Source organism: Neisseriaceae bacterium CLB008 (assembly GCA_041228285.1).
Classification (GTDB): domain Bacteria; phylum Pseudomonadota; class Gammaproteobacteria; order Burkholderiales; family Neisseriaceae; genus JAGNPU01.
On the sequence record CP166133.1, the window covers coordinates 233001 to 251975 of the forward strand.

Here is an 18975-nt window from a genome sequence, read left to right on the forward strand (position 1 = left end):
GACTGATGATTCTGCTGGGCTGGCGTGGCTGGCCCAGCGGTTTAGGAGCCGTGATGCCCCATTTTACCGTTGAATATTCGGCCAATCTGGCCGCCGACATTGTATTTGATGAATTTTTTGCCCAAGTACATGAATGCTTAGGCAACAGCGGCGTGTTCCCCTTAGGCGGGATTCGCAGCCGCGCCATCCGTATGGACGATTATCGCATTGCCGACAATCAGCATGACTATGCCTTTATCCACATCACCTTAAAGGTGGGTAGCGGGCGTGATTTAGAGACCCGTAAGGCCGTGTGCGATGAGCTGTTTGCCCTGATTGAAGCCTATTTTGCGCCGTTACAGGCAAAGCGCCTATTGGCGATTTCGTTTGAAATGCAAGAAGTTCATCCAGTTTTAACCTACAAAAAAAACAATATTCACGCCTTTTTAAAGGCCAACGGCGGCTAAGGCCGCGTGATGATGAAAGCAACCTGGCCCTGTGCCGATTGATGCGCCCACTTAAGAACAAGAGAAAGAAGCCAGCATGCTTGCACCCGATACGATTCAAGCGTTAGCACAACAGCTAAACCACGCCGAACAAACCCGTACCCAACTGAAACAGTTTTCACTGACTCAGCCAGACATCACCATCGACGACGCTTACGCGATTCAAAAAGCCTGGGTGGCTTTAAAAATAGCAGAAGGGCGTAAGCTGGTTGGCCATAAGATTGGCCTGACCTCGCGCGCCATGCAAGTGTCGTCTAACATCACTGAACCAGACTATGGTGCCTTGCTAGACGATATGTTCTTTGACGAGGGCACTGAGATTCCCTTTGAGCGATTCATCGTGCCGCGCGTTGAAGTGGAGCTGGCGTTTATTTTAGGCAAGCCTTTGAGCGGCCCGAACTGCACCATCTTTGACGTTTTAGACGCCACCGAATGGGTAGTGCCTGCTTTAGAAATCATTGATGCGCGCTTGCACAACGTTGACCCAGAAACCAAAATCACCCGCAAAGTATTCGACACCATTTCCGACAACGCCGCCAATGCCGGTGTGGTGATGGGTGGTCGACCCATTCGCCCTACTGATTTGGACTTGCGTAAGGTCAGCGCCGTGCTGTACCGCAATGGCGTGATTGAAGAGTCGGGCGTGTCGGCGGCGGTATTGAACCATCCCGCCAAAGGCGTGGCGTGGCTAGCCAATAAGCTACACCCTCATGGCGTGACCCTACAGCCTGGCCAAGTGATTTTAGGCGGTTCGTTTACGCGCCCAGTGGCGGCGCGCCAAGGCGATACCTTCCACGTAGACTATGGTGATCTAGGCGCCATCGCCTGCTACTTTGGCTAACCGATAAGGACAGAATCATGGCAAAAATCATGCCCAATCAATTCAAGCAAGCGCTGCGCGGTGATGCGGCTCAGATCGGTATGTGGCTAGGCCTTGCCAACAGCTACAGCGCTGAGCTGATCGCGACCGTGGGCTTTGACTGGCTGCTCATCGACGCCGAGCACGCACCGAATAACGTCACCACTGTGTTGCAGCAGCTACAGGCGATTGCGCCCTATCAGGCGCAGGGCCAGTCGTTGCCGGTGGTGCGCCCGCCCGTGGGCGATGCGGTGTTGATCAAGCAGCTATTAGACGTGGGCGTGCAAACCCTATTGGTGCCGATGGTCGAAAGCGCCGAACAGGCGCGCGGTCTCGTCGACGCCATGCGTTACCCGCCTGAAGGCATTCGCGGCGTGGGCAGTGCTTTGGCGCGCGCCTCATTATGGAACAGCGTCGACGACTATTTGAATCAGGCCAACGACCAAATGTGCCTTTTGGTGCAGGTGGAAAACGTGGCTGGGCTGAATCATTTAGCTGAGATTGTGGCGGTCGATGGCGTGGACGGGGTCTTTATTGGCCCTGCCGATCTGTGTGCGGCCATGGGCCATCGCGGTAACCCAATGCATCCTGAAGTACAGGCGGCGATTAAGGCCGCCGTGGCGACGATTCGCGCTGCGGGTAAGGCCGCTGGTATTTTGTATGCCGACGAAAAACAGGCCAAAGCCTTTATTGAAATGGGCTTTAATTTTGTGGCCGTGGGCGTGGACACCACGCTATTGGCCAAGTCTTGTCGTCAGTTATTGGGGCAGTTTAAAGCAGATGGCGCCGCGGCTGAGCCAGCAGCGCCCTCGGTGTATTGAGGATGAACAGCATGAATGGATTAAGCGACCAAGGCCTGTGGCAAACTCAGGCCTACATCAATGGTGAATGGGTGGGCGGTGCAGCCGACCAAATTGACGTCATTAACCCGGCAACGGGTGAGGTGATTGCCCAAGTGCCCAATTTGGGTCAGGCCGAAGCCGAAGCCGCCGTGGCGGCTGCGCATCTGGCGCAAAAAACCTGGGCCAAAATGCCGGCTAAGGCGCGTAGCCAAGCGCTGCGCCGCTGGTTTGATTTAATGATGCAGCATCAGGATGACCTAGCCCGGATTTTGACCTTGGAGCAAGGTAAGCCATTGGCTGAGGCCAAGGGCGAGATTGCCTACGGGGCATCGTATATCGAATGGTATGCCGAAGAAGCCAAGCGTATTTACGGCGACATCATTCCGGGGCCGAGCGCCGATAAACGCATCTTGGTGACTAAAGAAGCCATCGGCGTGTGCGCCGCCATCACGCCGTGGAATTTCCCCAATGCCATGATTACCCGTAAAGCGGCGCCAGCGCTGGCCGCAGGTTGTAGCATCGTGGTGCGTCCAGCCTCTCAAACGCCGCTGTCGGCCTTGGCGATTGCTGAATTGGCCCACCGAGCGGGCATTCCGGCCGGCGTGTTTAACGTGTTGACCGGTAGCGCCACCCAGATTGGCCAAGTGTTGACCAAAGACGATAGGGTGAAAAAATTCAGCTTTACCGGCTCGACCGAAGTAGGCCGCAAGCTGATTGCCCAATGCGCCGATACGGTCAAGAAAGTGTCGATGGAGCTAGGCGGTAATGCGCCGTTTATTGTGTTTAATGATGCTGATGTGGATGAGGCCGTGGTGGGCGCGATTAACTGTAAGTTTCGCAACGCTGGCCAAACCTGCGTGTGCGCGAACCGCCTCTACGTTCAGTCCGGCATTTATGATGCCTTTGTGACCAAGCTGGCGGCGGCCGTGGCCGAATTGAAAATGGGCAACGGCCTGGATGCGGGCGTGGTTTTTGGTCCCGTCATTGACGCCAATGCGGTGGCAAAAGTGCAAGAACACATCGATGATGCCGTGAGTAAGGGTGCTGAGCTGGTGAGCGGCGGCCAAGTGGATGCGCTGGGGCAGCTGTTCTTCCAGCCCACCATCGTCAAGAACGTGACGCAGGACATGAAGGTGGCCAAGGAAGAAACCTTCGGGCCTTTAGCGCCGGTGTTTAAATTTGACACCGAAGACGAAGTCATTGGCTATGCCAACGACACTGAGTTTGGGCTGGCCTCATATTTCTATACCCGCGACATGGGCACCGTGGTGCGCGTCTCTGAAGCTTTGGAATACGGTATGGTGGCGGTGAATAGCGGTGTGCTGTCGAATGAGGCGGCGCCGTTTGGTGGGGTGAAACAGTCGGGCCTGGGCCGCGAAGGCTCGAAATATGGCATGGACGATTACCTAGAAATCAAATACGTGCTGCTGGCCGGCCTGTAGTTGGACGGTGTGAACAACAGCCTTAGCGAGTTCGTCATCGCTAAGGCTGTTTTTGTGTCTGTCGCGTGATTATTTGGGCGCTGTGTTCGGCGATGACAGAAATTACTAATAAATTAACAAATTCAATGAAAAGTACAATGTTAGTCGGGAAAGTTACATTTATCAAAACGCCGAAGCTGGTCATACTGATCTACATCTCCTAGCGAATGTTTAGGAACAGAGATTTAGAGGCCGATACGCACGGCATCGGTCGCCCTTATAAAAAATAATCAACAAGGCGAAGAAACATGAAAAATACAAACTTTCTATTAGAACGATTGCAAGAGATCTTGCCGCAAATTGCCGCTAACGCAGACAAAACCGAACAGCTGCGCCGCGTGCCGGATGAAAACATTGCCCTTTTAAAAGGCATTGGTTTACACAAGGCCTTCTTGCCTAAGCCTTATGGCGGCTACGAAATTTCCCTACCTGAATTTTCTGACTGCATCAGTGCCTTAGCCGGCGCGTGTGGCGGCACCGCTTGGGCGTTTAGCCTACTGTGTACCCACAACCATCAATTGGCCATGTTCTCCAAGCAATTGCAGGACGAAATTTGGGGCGAGAATCCCGACGCCACCGCCAGCAGCTCGATCGCACCGTTTAGCCAAATTGAAGAAGTTGAAGGCGGCATCCGCATCAGCGGCGAAATGGGTTGGAGCAGCGGCTGCGACCACGCCGACTGGGCCATTGTGGGCTGTAACCGCTTTAACGCCGCAGGCGAAAAAGTGTATTCGTTTGCCGTTTTACCACGCTCAGACTACGAAATCGTCGACAACTGGTATGCCATGGCGATGAAGGGTAGTGGCTCTAAGCAATTGAGCATCAAAGACGTTTTCGTGCCAGAACACCGTATTCAGGCCGCCAAAGACATGATGGAAGGTAAGTCGGCAGGCTTTGGCCTATACCCAGACAGTAAGGTGTTCTACACCCCTTATCGTCCTTACTTTGCCAGCGGTTTTGCCGCCATCGCCTTAGGCGTTGCTGAGCGCATGCTGGTGGCGTTTCAAGAGAAAACCAAAAACCGTGTGCGCGCCTATACCGGCGTGAACGTGGGTACGGCCACGCCGGCTTTGATGCGTTTAGCCGAATCAACCCATCAAGTAGGGGCGGCGCGTGCTTATTTGGAAAAAACCTTGCTCGACCATAAAGAACACGCCGAACGTAAAGAATATCCTAGCCGCGCAACTTTGGCCCATTGGCGTACCAATCAGGCTTATGCGGTAAAAATGTGCGTGGAAGCCGTTGATCGCTTGTTTAGCGCCTCGGGTGCCAGCGTGTGGATGGAAGGCAATGAGATTCAGCGTCTCTTCCGCGACGTGCACATCACCGGTGCGCATGCCTATACCGATTACGATGTGTGTGCCCAAATTTTGGGCCGAGAGCTGATGGGTCTAGAGCCCGATCCAAGTATGGTTTAAATCCATTCTAAAAAATCAGCCAATATAGGCCAACGATAGGCCAAGCGTAGGATAGAGGAGAGCAGGATGACGACGTTTGACAGTAAATCATTTCGTCGCGCCTTGGGTAATTTCGCCACCGGTGTGACGGTGGTGACGGCCCAAGACAGCGACGGCAATAAAGTGGGCGTAACCGCCAACAGTTTTAATTCAGTATCGCTAGAGCCAGCCTTGGTGCTGTGGTGTATCGACAAACGCTCTAGCAGCCAGGCCGTGTTTGACCGCGCCAGCCATTTTGCGGTGAATATCTTGGCGGGGGATCAAATCGCCTTGTCGAATAATTTTGCCCGACCTAAGGACGATAAGTTTGCCGACATCAGCCATCAAGAAGGGGCGGGTGGCTGTTTGTTGCTAGACGATTGCGCCGCCCACTTTGAGTGTGAGCTGTATCAGCAAATCGATGCCGGCGACCATGTGATCCTCATCGGTAAAGTGGTGGCCTTTAGCGACTTTGGCCGCGCGCCGTTACTGTACCATCAAGGCGCCTACTCGGCCGTTTTACCGCACCCCAGCCTACAGCGTAAGCGTGACGCGCAGCCAGCCGATCAAACCACGTCGGGCAAGCTGTTTCACAATATGCATTACTTGTTGACTCAGGCCGTGCGCGCCTACCAAAACGATTACTATCCTAAGCAGTTAGCGTCAGGCTTACGCACCAGCGAGGCGCGGATGCTGCTGGTGTTGGATGGCGGCCACGCCAACTGCAAGGTGGGCATGCTGAAAGAAGTGGCGATGCCGATGCGCGAAATCGAGCAGGCGGTGGAGATTCTGAAGCGTAAGGGCTTGATTCAAGAAGATAGCGAATCCTTACAGCTGACCGATCTGGGCCACGAGCAAGCGGGGCAGCTGTATGCCATCGCAGAAGAGCATCAAGATCAGGTGTTTGCGCGTTATCAGCCAGAACAGGTGGCCTTATTCAAAACCATGTTAAAAGACATGATTGGTTAAGGTTTAGGGTTAGACCAGGGTTATTCATCCGTGAATGGCCCTTTTTTTGTGCCGACAAGGTGTGTTGCATGACTCATTCTCTTCGAGCCCGCTCTGGGCTCATCATTATTTTGGCCAGCCTGGTGGCGTTTGGCCCTTTATCCATCGACATGTATTTACCCAGCTTACCCGACATCGCTCAGGATTTAGGGGCAGCGGCAGAGCACATTAAGCGCACCATCACCGTTTTTTTGATTGGTTTTAGTGTGGGCATGCTGCTGTACGGGCCGTTGTCCGACCGTTTCGGGCGGCGGCAGCTGCTGTTGGGCGGCATCGCCGCGTATTTGGCCGCGACGGCGGGCTGTATGTGGGCTTTTAGCGCCGATCAGCTGTTGGGCTGGCGGCTGTTGCAGGCCTTAGGCGGCGCCAGCGCTTCGGTGTTAGCCCGCGCGGTTGTGCGCGACGTCTATCCCATGAGTGAGGCGGCTAAAATTCTGTCGCTGATGCACATCATCACCATGGTGGCGACGATTGCGGCGCCGGTGCTGGGCAGCTTATTGGTGCTGTGGTTGGGCTGGCGCGCCATTTTTGGCTTTTTATTCGCCTACGCACTGCTGTGCTGGCTACTGGTGTGGTTTAAAGTCCCGGAAACCTTGGCGCCTGAACGGCGGCTGACCTCGCTTAAGCAGGTGTTCATGGCCTATTACCACATCGCGACCGATCGGCGCGGCCTCAGTTATATTGTGTGTATGGGCATGTCGTTTGCCGCCATGTTTGTCTACATCACGGCGTCACCGTTTGTGTACATCGACTATTTTGGGATGACGCCGCAGCAATATGCTTTGCTGTTTGGCCTGAATATTTTTGGCATCATGGCGATGACGTTTGTGAACGCGGCCGTGGTCGGACGAGTGGGCGCTCAGAAAATGATTCAGTTTGGCGCCAGCATGGTGTTACTTGCGGGGCTGGCCTTAGGACTGATGGGCTACAGTGGCTGGGGCGGACTATGGGGCATCGTGGTGGGATTATGGCTATTGGTGGCCATGACGGGCACCCTCAGCGCCAACTGCATTGCCCAGCTGATGGGCTTGTTTCCACAGCAGGCGGGGGCAGCTGCTGGCCTAGCCGTGGCCACTCAGTTTGGCCTAGGCGCTTTATTTAGCTTGATGGTCAGCCAGTTTGTGGCCGTGGATCCTCAGCCCATGGTGGGCATGATTGCGGTGGCGAGCGTGCTGTGTTTTGGTGCCATGCGGCTCACGCGCCGGCCAGAGGCCGACGGCGTGAGCTAAGCAGGGGCGCTAGCCGCGGTTACGCAACATGATTTTGCCCGTGGCCGTGGCCACTAGTTCGCCCTTATGGTTGTGGCATTCGCCAACCAGGACGGCAATACCGCCCTGTACTTTTGGTTTGGCCAAGCATTCGCTGATGGTCCAGTTGGCGCTTAAGGTGTCGCCAGCAAACACCGGCGCCACAAACTGGCAGTTGTGCTCTAGATAGGCGATGGCGGTGCCGTAAAAATACATGCCGATGGAGGCCGACATAAAGGCGCTGGTCATCGGGCCATGTAAAATCGGCTCGCCAAAGCGGCTATTGGCGCAAAATTCAGCGTCGCTGTGTAGGGGGTTGAAGTCGCCAAACATGCCGCAAGCTTGGCTGATGTGCGCCGCGGTGATGGTGAGCCGCTGCCCAAAAGTGTCGCCCTGATTCAATTCGTCAAAGGCTTTGCCGATAAAGTTCATGCTGTTTCCTTATTGGTTTGGTTGTCTCGGGCGCGTAAGGCGCCGCGGATGATTTTGCCGGTGGTGGTCATGGGTAGGGCGTCAATGAATTCAATTTCTCGCGGATACTCATGGTTGGCCAGCTGGGTGCGTACATGGTTTTGCAAGTCGCTCACCATGGCCTCATCGCCTTGAAAGCCCTTATTTAACACCACAAAGGCCTTAACCACCTCGGTGCGCAGTGCGTCTTTTTTACCGATGACGGCCACCATATTGACGGCGGCGTGTTTCAATAGACAATCTTCAATCGGCGTTGGCCCAATACGGTAGCCGGCGCTGGTGATGACGTCATCTTCTCGGCCAACAAAGTACACATAGCCATCTTCGTCAATTTTGGCCGTATCGCCCGTGATGAGCCAGCGGCCGCTGTATTTGTCTTGCGTGGCCTGAGGGTTGTCCCAGTAGTGCAGCATTTGGCTGATGTTGGGGCAGGCTACGGCTAAATGGCCAGGCTCGTTGGGCCCAAGCTCATGGCCCGCATCATCCAGTACGGCCAACTCAAAGCCTTGCACGGCTTTGCCGATGGCACCTTCACGATACACGCCTTGGCTGGCCCAAGACGATACGACTAAATTACATTCGGTTTGGCCATAAAATTCATTCATGCGTAGGCCTAAGGCCTGATCGCCCCAAGCAAGTAGCTCGGTGCCCAAGGATTCGCCGCCGCTGGCGACGGAACGCAGCTGTAGGCGCCAGCGCGTTTCAGGATGGGCCACCGTGCGCAGCATTTTCAGCGCGGTGGGGGGGAAAAACACGTTGCGGATGCCTAAGTCTTGCATGAGTTGAAAGATGTCTTCTGCGGCAAATTTCTCGGCTCGATAAGCCACCACCGGTACGCCGTGATACAAAGACGGCAGCAAAACGTCTAATAGGCCGCCAATCCAGGCCCAGTCGGCTGGCGTCCACATCAGGTCGCCCGGCTGGGGAAAGCCGTCGTGGGAAGCGCGTACGCCCGGCAAATGGCCGAGTAAAATGCGCTGGGCGTGCAGGGCGCCTTTGGGATGGCCCGTGGTGCCTGAGGTGTAAATGATTAAGGCTGGATCTTCGGCGCGGGTGGGGTGGTTAGCGAACGCCGTACTTTGCTGTGCCAGTGCCGCCTCATAAGCCAAAACGCGCCCAGCGTCTTGCTCGTGGCCCACTACATAGCACAGGCCTAAGGCTGGCAGCTGCGGCCAGATCGGCTCAATCTTGCTTAAGCCCTCTGGGTCGGTGATCAGCACGCTCATGCCGCTGTTGCTGGCGCGGTGCTGAATGGCATCGACGCCAAAGAGTTTAAATAAGGGCACCGCAATGGCGCCAAGTTTGTAAATGGCGATGTGTGCCACGGCGGTTTCAAAGCGTTGCGGCAGCATGATGCCCACGCGGTCACCAGCGCGAATGCCTTGTTGGCGTAGGCTGTTGGCCAGCTGGTTAGCCTGTTGCTGTAGCTCTTGGAAGCGGTATTCACGCACCGAACCATCGGCATTTTTTTGAATGATGGCAATGCGTTCTGGCTCATTAGCCCAGCGATCACAGCAGGCTTCGGCGATGTTGAAATAATCGGGTAGGTCAGCCCAGCGGCTGATGGGCCGATGGGGTTGGGGATGGTGCTGATGCATGGCGTAAACCTCCTAGAAACTGCCAAATAGGGTGCCCAATACCAGAACCACCAAAAGGGCGGTCATGGGGACAACGGTGGTCATCATGAAAATCTGGGGGTAGGACTGGCGGTGGGTGAGGCCACAAATGGCCAACAGCGTAATCACGGCACCAGAATGCGGCAAGGTGTCTAAACCACCGGCGGCAATGGCGGAAATACGGTGCAGCAGCTCAGGGCTGATGCCAGCGGCGTTGATCATCTCTAGATAATCTGCGCCCAAAGTACGGTAGGCAATGCTCAGGCCACCAGAGGATGAGCCGGTAATGCCGGCCAAAACGTTCATGCTGATCACCACTGAAATTAATGGGTTTTCGGGTGAGATGTTCAAAATTAAGTCACGGATGATGGCGAAGCCTGCTAAAGAGGCAATCACCGCACCGTAGGCGACTTCTGAGGCGGTGTTGAAGATGGGCAAAAGGGCGCCCACGCTGCCTTTATTGATGGTGTTTTTAAGGTTTTGCCAGTGGCCCCAGTTGAGGATGATCGCCACCACAATGGCGATGATTAAGGCCAACAGCACCGACCACATGCCAATGACGCTGGCGGGGGCAATGTTGCCAAAGCGTTCTTGATTTAAAAAGCTTAAATCAACATACGGAAAAATCACATAAGAAAATAAAGCGTTTAGGCCAATAACCAAGATGATGGGCAAGAGCGCAACCCACAGCTTAGGGCGGGGCAAATCATCGCTGGGTAGGTGTTCATTGCCGTGTTGGCCATAGCCTTCACCAGCCAGCATGGCTTTATTGGCGCGGCTACGCAAAAACCACACGCCCAACACCAGCATCACTAAGGCAGCAATGATGCCTAAGCCCGGTGCGGCAAAGGTAGTGGTGCCCAAATACGGTGTGGGAATGGCGTTTGGAATGGAGGGCGCGCCTGGCAGCGCCGTCATGGTAAAAGTGAACGAGCCTAGGGCAATGGCTGCTGGAATGTAGCGTTTAGGCGTATTGGTTTCGCGAAACAGTACGGCGCTGATGGGGTAAACCGCGAAGGCCACCACGAATAAGGACACGCCACCGTAGGTCAACAGCGCACAGGCTAAGACCACGGTTAAAATCACGTGTTTGGTCCCTAGCTTACGCATGATGCTGTGGGCAATGGTGTGGGCCGAGCCTGAGTCGGCCACCAGCTTGCCAAATAGGGCGCCCAGCATGAAGAGGGGGAAGAATTTGATGATGTAGCCCCCCAGCTCTTGCATGAAGGTTTGGGTATAGGTGGGCATGATGTCAAAGGCGCTGCCGCTCAATAATACGGCTACGCTGGCCATTATCGGGGCCAGAATGAGAACGGTGATGCCTCGATAGGCAAAAAACATCAACAGCAGTAACGAGACAATAATGGCAAGTGTGCTCATGGTGATTAGTCCTTCTGATCGGTTCGGAACGATAGGGTGGTCGTGTTCAATCACGACTCATCGGCATCGGCTGGGTGATCCCAGTCGGTGAAGTCGGCAAGGGATGGATCGGGGGAATGTGCTTCTGGGGCCTGCTCCTCGTGTGTAGACAAATGATTTTTTTATTGTGTTTTTAGCAACGACGCTGGGCCGTTGAAGTGTTGCTCCTCGTGCATTTATAGTCGGACAGGGGGTGGGCTAAGTCAATAAAAATGATGGACTTATAGATGTCTCTAAGCGAAAGGCATGATTTTTCTGAGGGTGGGAATGGGCGTGAATGGCAGTTTGTTGGCAATGATTGAGCGAAATGGTTGGTCGTGAGGGCGATTTATGCTTTTATTTTTAGATTTGGCTGATTTGCCGCGTCAATATGAATAAGATTAAAAAAATGAATTTAAATTCATTTTTTGTGGTTTAAACGCGATGACTGCGATAAGCTTTAGGCGTTTGGGCCGTGTATTTAAGGAAGAAACGGGTGAAGTAGGCTGGGTCTTGAAAGCCTAAATCAAAGGCAATTTCTTTGATCGACAGGCTGGTGTAGGAGAGTAAATATTTAGCCTCTTGCACCAAACGTTCAAAAATGAGCTGTTTGGAAGAGGCATTGGCGATGGTGCGGCAGATGTGGTTTAGGCGGCCATCGGTGACGTTCAGCAGCTGAGCGTAATCGGTGATGGCCAGATGCTCTTTATAATATTCTTCGATTAACTCTAAAAAACGGCGAAAAATAGCCGATTGGCTGTGATGAGAGGGCCGCATCTGAGTAGAACCAGCAATCAGCCGAAACAGGTTAACCAAGACCAGCTGCGCCCAATGGTTGATGGCGGCGCTTTGGCCGAGGGCGTCGTGGTTTTGTACTTCTTGATCTAGGCCGTTAAAGGCCTTGATCAGCTGGGCTTCATGTCGTTTGGCCGCCTCTGGCAGATCACGTAAGGTCAAGCAAAAAGGCTGGGCGTCGATGTTGGGGCCGCTTTTGTCTAGGCTGTACATCAGTGCCTGCACCACGCTTTGATGAACGGTGAGCACCTGCCCGGTGGCCTGTGGCTCGGTCACAAAGCCGTGTGGCGTGGGCGGTGGCGTGAGGAACAGCAGGGGCGCCTGTTCATTGTATTCTGCTTCGCCCAACATTAAATGTACCTTGCCGCTGTGGATGTAGTGCAATTGATAGTAGCGATCGTGGCGATGGACGTGCATGGCGCGGCCAAAAAAAGACGCCAAATTGTCCAAGGACTCATAATGAATCTGGGCGTCTTTGTAAAATTTGTCGTAGGTTTGCACCAGATTTAAGTTGGGGATGTGTTTTTGCTTCATGCCGAGTCTTTCGCAGGGATGGGCGTCGCGGAGATCTTGAAAGCTTAGCCTGTTTGGCGGCGCGAGGCAAAGGGCTTTGCCTGCGCTTGGTGCATTCAAAAAAAGCCAGCACCTTAAATCGATAAGGTGCTGGCCATGATCATCCGGTCTTCATTAGGCTTTGTCGCGGCCATAAATCGGCGATACCGATTGTTCAGCCTCGTGTTGTGGGCCCAGAGGAATGTTGCTGCGGTCCTTGAGCAATAAGGTGGAGATCAAGCCTACCAGCGTCATGGTGGCCAAATAATACACCACTGATTCGGTGCTGCCGGTGCGGCCAATCAACGCCGCCGCAATCATGGGCGAAAAGGCTCCGCCTAAAATGGCGCCCAGTGCATAAGAAATCGACACGCCAGAGAAGCGGATGGAGGCTGGGAAGAGCTCTGAATAGAAGGCTGATTGCGCCCCATAGGTCAAACCAATGCCGACCGACAAAATGCACAGAGCCGCCAACACGCTTTGCCACGTGCCCATGTTCACCAGCGGGAATAGGGCAAACACACCGATGAGCTGTACGCCCCAACCAATGATGTACATATTACGGCGGCCAATTTTATCGGACCAGCAGCCCGACAGCCAGGTGAACAATAGCCACACGGCAGAGGCCACCGTCACCACCAGTAAAATCGGGGTGCGGTCCATTTGTAGCGGGCCGGCTGGGTCGGTGGTGTAGTTTTGAATAAAGCCGCCGGTGGTCATATAGCCTAGGGCGCTGTTGCCGGCAAACACTAGGGCCGCCAACAAAACCAAGAGGGCGTGGTTTTTAAATAAGTCGATGATGGGGGTGCGTGAGCTGGCCTTGCGTTCTTTAATTTCTTCGAACACCGGGCTTTCATCTACCGAACGGCGAATCCAGTGGCCTAAGAATAACAGGCCAATGCTAAGTAAGAACGGCACGCGCCAGCCCCACTCGACAAACTGCTCACCAGGAGAGATCACGCCGCTCATCAAGGCCAAAACGGCAGAAGCCAACAATAGGCCTAAGGGCACGCCAATTTGTGGGAAGGCACCAAAGCGGCCGCGCTTGCCTTCGGGCGCATGTTCCACCGCCATCAACACCGCGCCACCCCATTCACCGCCAGCGGAAATGCCTTGCAAAATGCGCAAGAACACCAGCAGAATCGGCGCCATGATGCCAATGGATTCGTAGGTGGGCAGTAGGCCGATTAACGACGTGGAGGCACCCATCAGAATGAGGGTCACCACCAGCATGGCGCGACGGCCAATGCGGTCACCAAAGTGACCGGCCAAAAACGCACCTAAGGGGCGAAACAAGAAGCTGACGCCCACGGAAGCAAAGGCGATTAAGGTGGCCAGCTCATTGCCCGCAGGGGCAAAAAATAATTGTTTGAATACCAGCCCAGCTGCGCTGGCGTAAATGAAAAAGTCGTACCATTCAACCGTGGTGCCGATGATGGTGGCGAGCGCGACTTTGCGTTCGCTGGCCGACGCCGAGGCGTTTTTTGCGTTCATTACTTCTCCTTTGGCTCTCTATTTGAGTAGACACGTTGTCAAGTCGTGATTGTTTAGCTTAATAGCTAATATCTTAGTAATTATTTGTTACTATGTTAGTAAATTTAGAGGGGGCTTGTCCAGTGTTTTTTACGGAAATAGAAAAAATCGGCTTTAATGTGGTTGAGCGAGGCGCATTGGGTGGCGAAAACCCACATGGTTTAGGAGGCGTGTTGAGGCATAAGCGCGGGTGATCTAGGCCGGTTAACAGCTTTGTGGTGGTGCACAAACGGTTGCCTCGGCTTGGCTTAGCACCATAAAAAAACCTTGCCCCTGGCTAAGCCAGGCAGGCAAGGTTTAGGTAAAGTGCGTCAGGTTGGGCTTATTTGATTTTCACCAAGCCCGCCACCAGCGCCGTCAGCAAGCAGCCTATGCTGAGGTAGACGGCCACCCAATGCCAAGCACCCTGATTCATGTTCACCAAGGCGGTGGCGATAAATGGCGTGAAGCCGCCGCCCACGATGCTGGCGACTTGATAGCCCACGCCGGCACCGCTGTAGCGATATTCTGTGCCGAATAGCTCAGTAAAAACAGGTTGGTGCACGCTGACCACCATGTCGTGGGCGAGGTTGGCCAAGAGGATGGCGCACACCACAATCCACAGCGTGACGCCTGATTCTAAGGCCCAGAAAAACGGGAAGGCCGCCAGCGCGCCGATGAGGCCGCCCAACGCACACATACGACGATAGCCAAATGAGTCGGCAATGCGGGCGAAGAGGGGAATGGTTAGGCAGCTAATCGCCCCGACCATCAAGCCAATATTGAGAAACAGCTGGCTAGAGAGGCCATATTGCTTGGTGGCATAGTATAAGGCAAAGGCGGTGACTAAATACATGGTGAGTAGCTCGGCCAAGCGCAGCGCAATGATGTAGAAAAACGCCTTAGGGTGGCGGCTGACGGCTTCGAATATGGGCAGCTTCTTCGGCCGCTGCGCGTTGTTGACTACTTTTTGAATGAACTCTATCGACTCATCTTGGCCACGACGAATCCACAGGGCAACGGCCAAAAGTACCACGCTGGCAATAAATGGAATGCGCCAAGCCCAGGCTTGGAAGGCTTCGTCGCCTAGAGTCATGATGATGAGGGACACACTGCCGGTGGCCAGCATGAGGCCGACGCCATAGCCGATTTGCACGCCGCTGCTGTAAAAGGCCTTCTTGCCCGCCGGCGCATTCTCGACCGCCAACAGGGCTGCACCGCCCCATTCGCCGCCTACGGCAAAGCCTTGGATGGCGCGCAGCAGCACCAATAAAATAGGTGCCAGCCAGCCGATTTGGGCAAAGTTAGGCAGTAAGCCAATCAAGACCGTTGCGCCGCCCATTAAGACCACGGTGAGCACCAGCATTTTTTTCCGGCCTAGTCGATCGCCAAAGTGGCCAAACACAATGCCGCCTAAGGGGCGAAATAAAAAGCCCACGCCAAAGGTGGCAAAGGCCGCCAGCGTGCCCATGCTGGGGCTGATGCTGGGAAAGAATTGCTGATTAAACACTAGGGCGGCGACGATGCCGTAAAGTAAAAAATCATACCAGTCGACAACGGCACCCACAAAGCTACTCAGGGCGGCGCGTTTGGCGCGTTGTTCTTGTTCAGTGGCTAAGCGTAACGCATCGCTAGCGGCCGAATTGGGGGAAGGGTGAGCGACAGACACGGGGTTCCATTTCAAAAAACGAGTGGGGTCGCTAGCTGTAGCGACGACAAAAAAGCATCTTAAGGAGGGCGATTGGGTTTGGTCAAGTTTGGGTGCGGGGCCTTGGGGCGAAACGCATGATTATGGCTAAAAAAAATCGCCTAGAGGGTATCTAGGCGAGAAGAGATGTGTGCAAGCGTCGTGGTTAAGCGTAGGTATTGCTCAGAAAAAGCGTTTGTCGCGGCCATTCCTTCTTTTTTGGCGTTGTTTTGGGCAATAATGCCGCTAATCGTTTTTTTGGGTCAGGTTGGCGCATGCGCCGCTAGAGGCAAATGGCGATCAAGACTAGGAAGAGCAGCGCGACATAAATTTTGGCGTGGAGGGCATCGTTGATTTTGGGTAGACAGGTTTTGGCGAAGACGATGCCGACCAGGCCGGCGACAAACAGCAGGCCTAAAATGTGTACATTAATGTAGCCAAGGTAAAACGGCGCATCAATCTTGCCCTGGCCAAGGAAGGCGTAGGCACCGGCACCAATCAAGGCCACGGGAATCGACAGCGGGTTGGCCGCGCTGACGCAGTGCTTCATGGCGTAGCCGTGGCGGCGTAATAAGGGCACCGTCATCACGCTGCCGCCCACGCCTAAGGCTGTGGCCACGATGCCGATAACAGGGCCACCGAGAAACAGCGTGGTGGGCCGCATCGCTTTGGCGTCAGGCTGCTGTAAAAAACCACGGCGAAACAGGCAGTCGGCGATGGTGATCACCATATAGATGATGAATAAGAGCCGCACCGTCTGGTCGGCCAAAGCCACCGAAAAGGCGGCGCCCAGCGCGGCACCGATGGCGATGAAGTAAATCAAGGGGGTGATGGTTTCTTTTAATATGTTGCCGCTGCGCCAATTGCTGTAGCTGGCGTAGCTGGCGGTTAGAATCATCACCGCCGTTGAGGTGGCCACGGCCACGTGCATGGCTTCATGCCCCAGCTGTGGCTGTTGACTTAAGAGGTAATACACAAACGGTACCACCACAAAGCCGCCGCCAAAGCCAAATAAAATGGTGGTGATGCCTGCGCCAAAGCCTACGGCTAGAATCAAAGCAAGTTCAAACATCTTAATTCTCTATTTCCAAATGATCTTTAAAAAAAGAGTGTAGGCGGTTAAGATGAGGCGTGCTTTATGGATTCAGACAAGAATCATTGAGAATCCGCCACGACCTACATCTAAACCTAAGGGAGTAGCCCACATGCGCAACGCCTTGATTGCCGACCATGATCAGACTGACCGTGAGGTGGTGGCCATCGGCACCGACTATCCACCTCAGCATGTCTTGCCCATGCACCACCATCGCCGTGCCCAATTGCTGTATGGGGTGACCGGCGTGATGCAGGTAAGGACGCCGATGGGGCAATGGGTGGTGCCGCCGCAGCGGGCGGTCTGGCTGCCGGCGGGCGTGGCGCATGAAGTGCGCATGAGCGGCGTCAGTACCCGTAGCCTGTATATTGAGCCGGCGGCCGTCGCCGCTGAAGCGTTTCAAACCTGTCGAGTGTTGGCGGTGTCGCCGCTGTTGCGGCAGCTGCTGGTGGCGGCCGTGGACGTGCCGCTGCGGTATGAGCGCGAGGGGCGCGATGGCGTGCTGATGCAGCTTTTATTATTGGAGTTGGCGCAGATGGCGACGCTGCCGTTTCATGTGCCCCTGCCGCCGCTTGATGGCCCTTTACTGCGCTGGTGTCAGGCATTTATGAAAGCGCCTAGCTTGAGGAGTCGTCCTGAAGACGCAGCGGCCGAGCTTTGTGTCAGCGTGCGCACTTTAGGGCGCATGTTTCAAGAACAGGTTGGCCTATCGTTTGCGCATTGGCGCGAGCGTGTTTGTGTGGTGGTGGCTTTGGCGCGTTTAAGCGAAGGTGTTGCCGTGACCACGGTGGCCTTGGATTTAGGCTATGGCAGCAGCGCCGCCTTCACCACCATGTTTAAACGGGTGCTGGGGCAGCTGCCCTCGACGTTTGCTGCTAAAGACTAGAGCCGAAACGAGATGATTTGTAGGTATTGGTGTGGGATGGCCTGATTGCCGCGTTTAGCAGGGGTAAAGCGCCAGCGCTTGGCAGCCTTGAGGGCGGCCCGATCTAGGTCGCGATCGCCGCTGCTTTGGGCGATGCTGGTCTGGGTGATCCGGCCTTGGGCGTCGACGTCTAAGAGTAGATGAACGTCGCCCTCATGTTTGGCAACGCGTGCGGCAGCCGGGTAGGAAATGGTGCTTTGTGAGGCGTTGATCAGGGCGCCAGAGATGACTTGTGGCGGCTGGGCGCAGGCGGTGAGGCTGAGGCTGATGGCCAGTAAGCAGGCAAAAGAAAGGCGGTTGATGAGGTTCATGGTCGCGTGGATGATAATGGTTAAAAAATAACCCCATCACTGAGGATGGGGTGGGTGTTTGGCCTCGCCGGGGGGAATCGAACCCACATTTTACGCTTAGGAGGCATACGTTCTATCCATTGAACTACGGCGAGTAGGGGTTCTTTAAGACAGGCGGGCGGCCGATGATTCAGCTAGCTGGATCATGGCCTGTTTGACGTCGTTGTCAGGTAGGCCAGCTAGGCTAGCGACGGCTTGGGCGCAGGCTTTTTCGGCTTCGGTCTTGGCGTAGGCGAGGGCACCAGAAGCCATGACGTGGGCGTGAATCTTATCAAAGTAATCGCGATCAGCGTGTTCTAGAGCGTAGCGCACGTCGGCTGCTGCGGCTTCATTGCCTTGCTGCATGATGTAGATCAGCGGTAGGGTTGGCTTGCCTTCGGCTAAGTCGTCACCCACGTTTTTACCGATCTGCTCGGCGTCGCCTGAGTAGTCTAAAATGTCGTCGATGATTTGGAAGGCGGTGCCTAAATGCATGCCGTAGTTTTTCAAGGCCAGCTCTTGTTCAGGGTTAGCCTTGGCCAACAGCGCACCGACCTGGGCAGCGGCTTCAAACAGCTTGGCGGTTTTGTATTGAATCACTTGAAGGTATTCGGCTTCGGTGATGTCGGTGTTGCCTATGTTCATCAGCTGCATCACTTCGCCTTCGGCGATGATGTTGGTGGCACTGGCCATGACTTCTAAAATACGCATGTCGTGGGTGTTGACCATCAGCTGGAAGGCGCGGGTGTATAAAAAGTCACCTACGAGTACCGAGGCGGCGTTGCCAAACAGATTATTGGCTGTGGCGCGGCCACGGCGTAAATCACTTTCATCGACCACGTCATCGTGTAGCAGTGTGGAGGTGTGAATGAATTCCACCATCGCGGCTAAAGAATAAAGCGGTGCTTGATCGTAGCCGAGGATTTTACCGGCCAAGATGGTGATGATCGGGCGAAGACGCTTGCCCCCTGCGCTGATGATGTAGTGGCCGATTTGTGAAATCAAGGCAACCTCAGACTGGACGGCTTGGTTAATCACCACGTTCACTTTAGAAAGGTCAGAGTCTAAATGCTCTTTGAAATAAGGCAAATTCTGTAACATAGGGAGTCTAATTCATTTCGCACAGGGTTAAACAGCTTGAAATTATAGCAGAATGCATTTTTTTGTGTTCGCTTTCTTTGTAATAGTTTTATGGGCGTAAATACGACAGCCAAACGCAATAAAAATTGACACTTATAT

The 18975-nt window shown here is 54.5% G+C and carries 17 protein-coding genes and 1 tRNA gene; 8 read left to right on the forward strand and 10 right to left on the reverse strand.

Annotation, left to right across the window (positions count from 1 at the left end; genetic code table 11):
• Nucleotides 1-53: 53 nt before the first annotated feature.
• From AB8Q18_01020 to AB8Q18_01050, 7 genes are all read left to right on the forward strand, one after another.
• On the forward strand, nucleotides 54-446 hold the full coding sequence (locus tag AB8Q18_01020) for a 5-carboxymethyl-2-hydroxymuconate Delta-isomerase (GenBank protein ID XDZ51663.1): 393 nt from the start codon (nucleotides 54-56) through the stop codon (nucleotides 444-446).
• 76 nt (nucleotides 447-522) lie between these two features.
• Nucleotides 523-1326: a 2-oxo-hept-4-ene-1,7-dioate hydratase gene (gene hpaH, locus AB8Q18_01025; protein ID XDZ51664.1), complete on the forward strand. Its 804-nt coding sequence runs from the start codon at nucleotides 523-525 to the stop codon at nucleotides 1324-1326.
• A gap of 17 nt (nucleotides 1327-1343) precedes the next feature.
• The gene (gene hpaI / locus AB8Q18_01030; protein XDZ51665.1) at nucleotides 1344-2165 is read left to right on the forward strand and encodes a 4-hydroxy-2-oxoheptanedioate aldolase; all 822 of its coding nucleotides are present in this window, start codon (nucleotides 1344-1346) and stop codon (nucleotides 2163-2165) included.
• 11 nt (nucleotides 2166-2176) lie between these two features.
• Nucleotides 2177-3628 carry an NAD-dependent succinate-semialdehyde dehydrogenase gene (locus AB8Q18_01035; GenBank protein ID XDZ51666.1) on the forward strand — a complete coding sequence of 484 codons (1452 nt, stop codon included), beginning with the start codon at nucleotides 2177-2179 and terminating at the stop codon, nucleotides 3626-3628.
• A 287-nt stretch (nucleotides 3629-3915) separates the two neighbouring features.
• A complete protein-coding gene (locus AB8Q18_01040) occupies nucleotides 3916-5085 on the forward strand; it encodes a p-hydroxyphenylacetate 3-hydroxylase oxygenase component (GenBank protein XDZ51667.1) in 1170 nt (389 codons plus the stop codon).
• A gap of 66 nt (nucleotides 5086-5151) precedes the next feature.
• Complete coding sequence (locus AB8Q18_01045) at nucleotides 5152-6072, forward strand: p-hydroxyphenylacetate 3-hydroxylase reductase component (protein ID XDZ51668.1); 921 nt, start codon at nucleotides 5152-5154, stop codon at nucleotides 6070-6072.
• A gap of 68 nt (nucleotides 6073-6140) precedes the next feature.
• Nucleotides 6141-7340 carry a Bcr/CflA family multidrug efflux MFS transporter gene (locus tag AB8Q18_01050; GenBank protein ID XDZ51669.1) on the forward strand — a complete coding sequence of 400 codons (1200 nt, stop codon included), beginning with the start codon at nucleotides 6141-6143 and terminating at the stop codon, nucleotides 7338-7340.
• Nucleotides 7341-7349: 9 nt separating this feature from the next.
• Here the strand turns inward: AB8Q18_01050 and AB8Q18_01055 are convergent, their stop codons facing one another.
• The 7 genes from AB8Q18_01055 to AB8Q18_01085 all read right to left on the reverse strand — a co-directional run bounded on the left by AB8Q18_01055 (nucleotide 7350) and on the right by AB8Q18_01085 (nucleotide 16461).
• Entirely contained in the window at nucleotides 7350-7790 is a 441-nt protein-coding gene (locus AB8Q18_01055) for a MaoC family dehydratase (protein XDZ51670.1), read from the reverse strand.
• On the reverse strand, nucleotides 7787-9427 hold the full coding sequence (locus AB8Q18_01060; GenBank protein XDZ51671.1) for an AMP-binding protein: 1641 nt from the start codon (nucleotides 9425-9427) through the stop codon (nucleotides 7787-7789). Before AB8Q18_01060 ends, AB8Q18_01055 begins: the two co-directional genes overlap by 4 nt.
• A gap of 12 nt (nucleotides 9428-9439) precedes the next feature.
• Nucleotides 9440-10825 (reverse strand): GntP family permease, encoded by a 1386-nt coding sequence (locus tag AB8Q18_01065; GenBank protein ID XDZ51672.1) that lies wholly within the window; start codon nucleotides 10823-10825, stop codon nucleotides 9440-9442.
• A 453-nt stretch (nucleotides 10826-11278) separates the two neighbouring features.
• Nucleotides 11279-12172 carry a 4-hydroxyphenylacetate catabolism regulatory protein HpaA gene (gene hpaA, locus AB8Q18_01070; GenBank protein ID XDZ51673.1) on the reverse strand — a complete coding sequence of 298 codons (894 nt, stop codon included), beginning with the start codon at nucleotides 12170-12172 and terminating at the stop codon, nucleotides 11279-11281.
• Nucleotides 12173-12325: 153 nt separating this feature from the next.
• Nucleotides 12326-13684, reverse strand: coding sequence for an MFS transporter (locus tag AB8Q18_01075; GenBank protein XDZ51674.1), 1359 nt, complete (start codon nucleotides 13682-13684; stop codon nucleotides 12326-12328).
• Between the two features lie 361 nt (nucleotides 13685-14045).
• Nucleotides 14046-15371, reverse strand: a complete 1326-nt coding sequence (shiA, locus tag AB8Q18_01080) for a shikimate transporter (GenBank protein ID XDZ51675.1) — start codon at nucleotides 15369-15371, stop codon at nucleotides 14046-14048.
• Between the two features lie 301 nt (nucleotides 15372-15672).
• Nucleotides 15673-16461: a sulfite exporter TauE/SafE family protein gene (locus tag AB8Q18_01085; protein ID XDZ51676.1), complete on the reverse strand. Its 789-nt coding sequence runs from the start codon at nucleotides 16459-16461 to the stop codon at nucleotides 15673-15675.
• A gap of 133 nt (nucleotides 16462-16594) precedes the next feature.
• Between AB8Q18_01085 and AB8Q18_01090 the strand changes: the two genes are divergently transcribed.
• Nucleotides 16595-17368, forward strand: coding sequence for a helix-turn-helix transcriptional regulator (locus tag AB8Q18_01090; GenBank protein ID XDZ51677.1), 774 nt, complete (start codon nucleotides 16595-16597; stop codon nucleotides 17366-17368).
• Here AB8Q18_01090 and AB8Q18_01095 read toward each other — a convergent pair.
• The 3 genes from AB8Q18_01095 to AB8Q18_01105 all read right to left on the reverse strand — a co-directional run bounded on the left by AB8Q18_01095 (nucleotide 17365) and on the right by AB8Q18_01105 (nucleotide 18837).
• On the reverse strand, nucleotides 17365-17718 hold the full coding sequence (locus AB8Q18_01095; GenBank protein XDZ51678.1) for an energy transducer TonB: 354 nt from the start codon (nucleotides 17716-17718) through the stop codon (nucleotides 17365-17367). The two genes, AB8Q18_01090 and AB8Q18_01095, sit on opposite strands and share 4 nt — an antisense overlap.
• 59 nt (nucleotides 17719-17777) lie before the next feature.
• Nucleotides 17778-17852: transfer RNA gene (locus AB8Q18_01100), tRNA-Arg, on the reverse strand.
• A 10-nt stretch (nucleotides 17853-17862) separates the two neighbouring features.
• The gene (locus AB8Q18_01105) at nucleotides 17863-18837 is read right to left on the reverse strand and encodes a polyprenyl synthetase family protein (GenBank protein ID XDZ51679.1); all 975 of its coding nucleotides are present in this window, start codon (nucleotides 18835-18837) and stop codon (nucleotides 17863-17865) included.
• Nucleotides 18838-18975 lie beyond the last annotated feature (138 nt).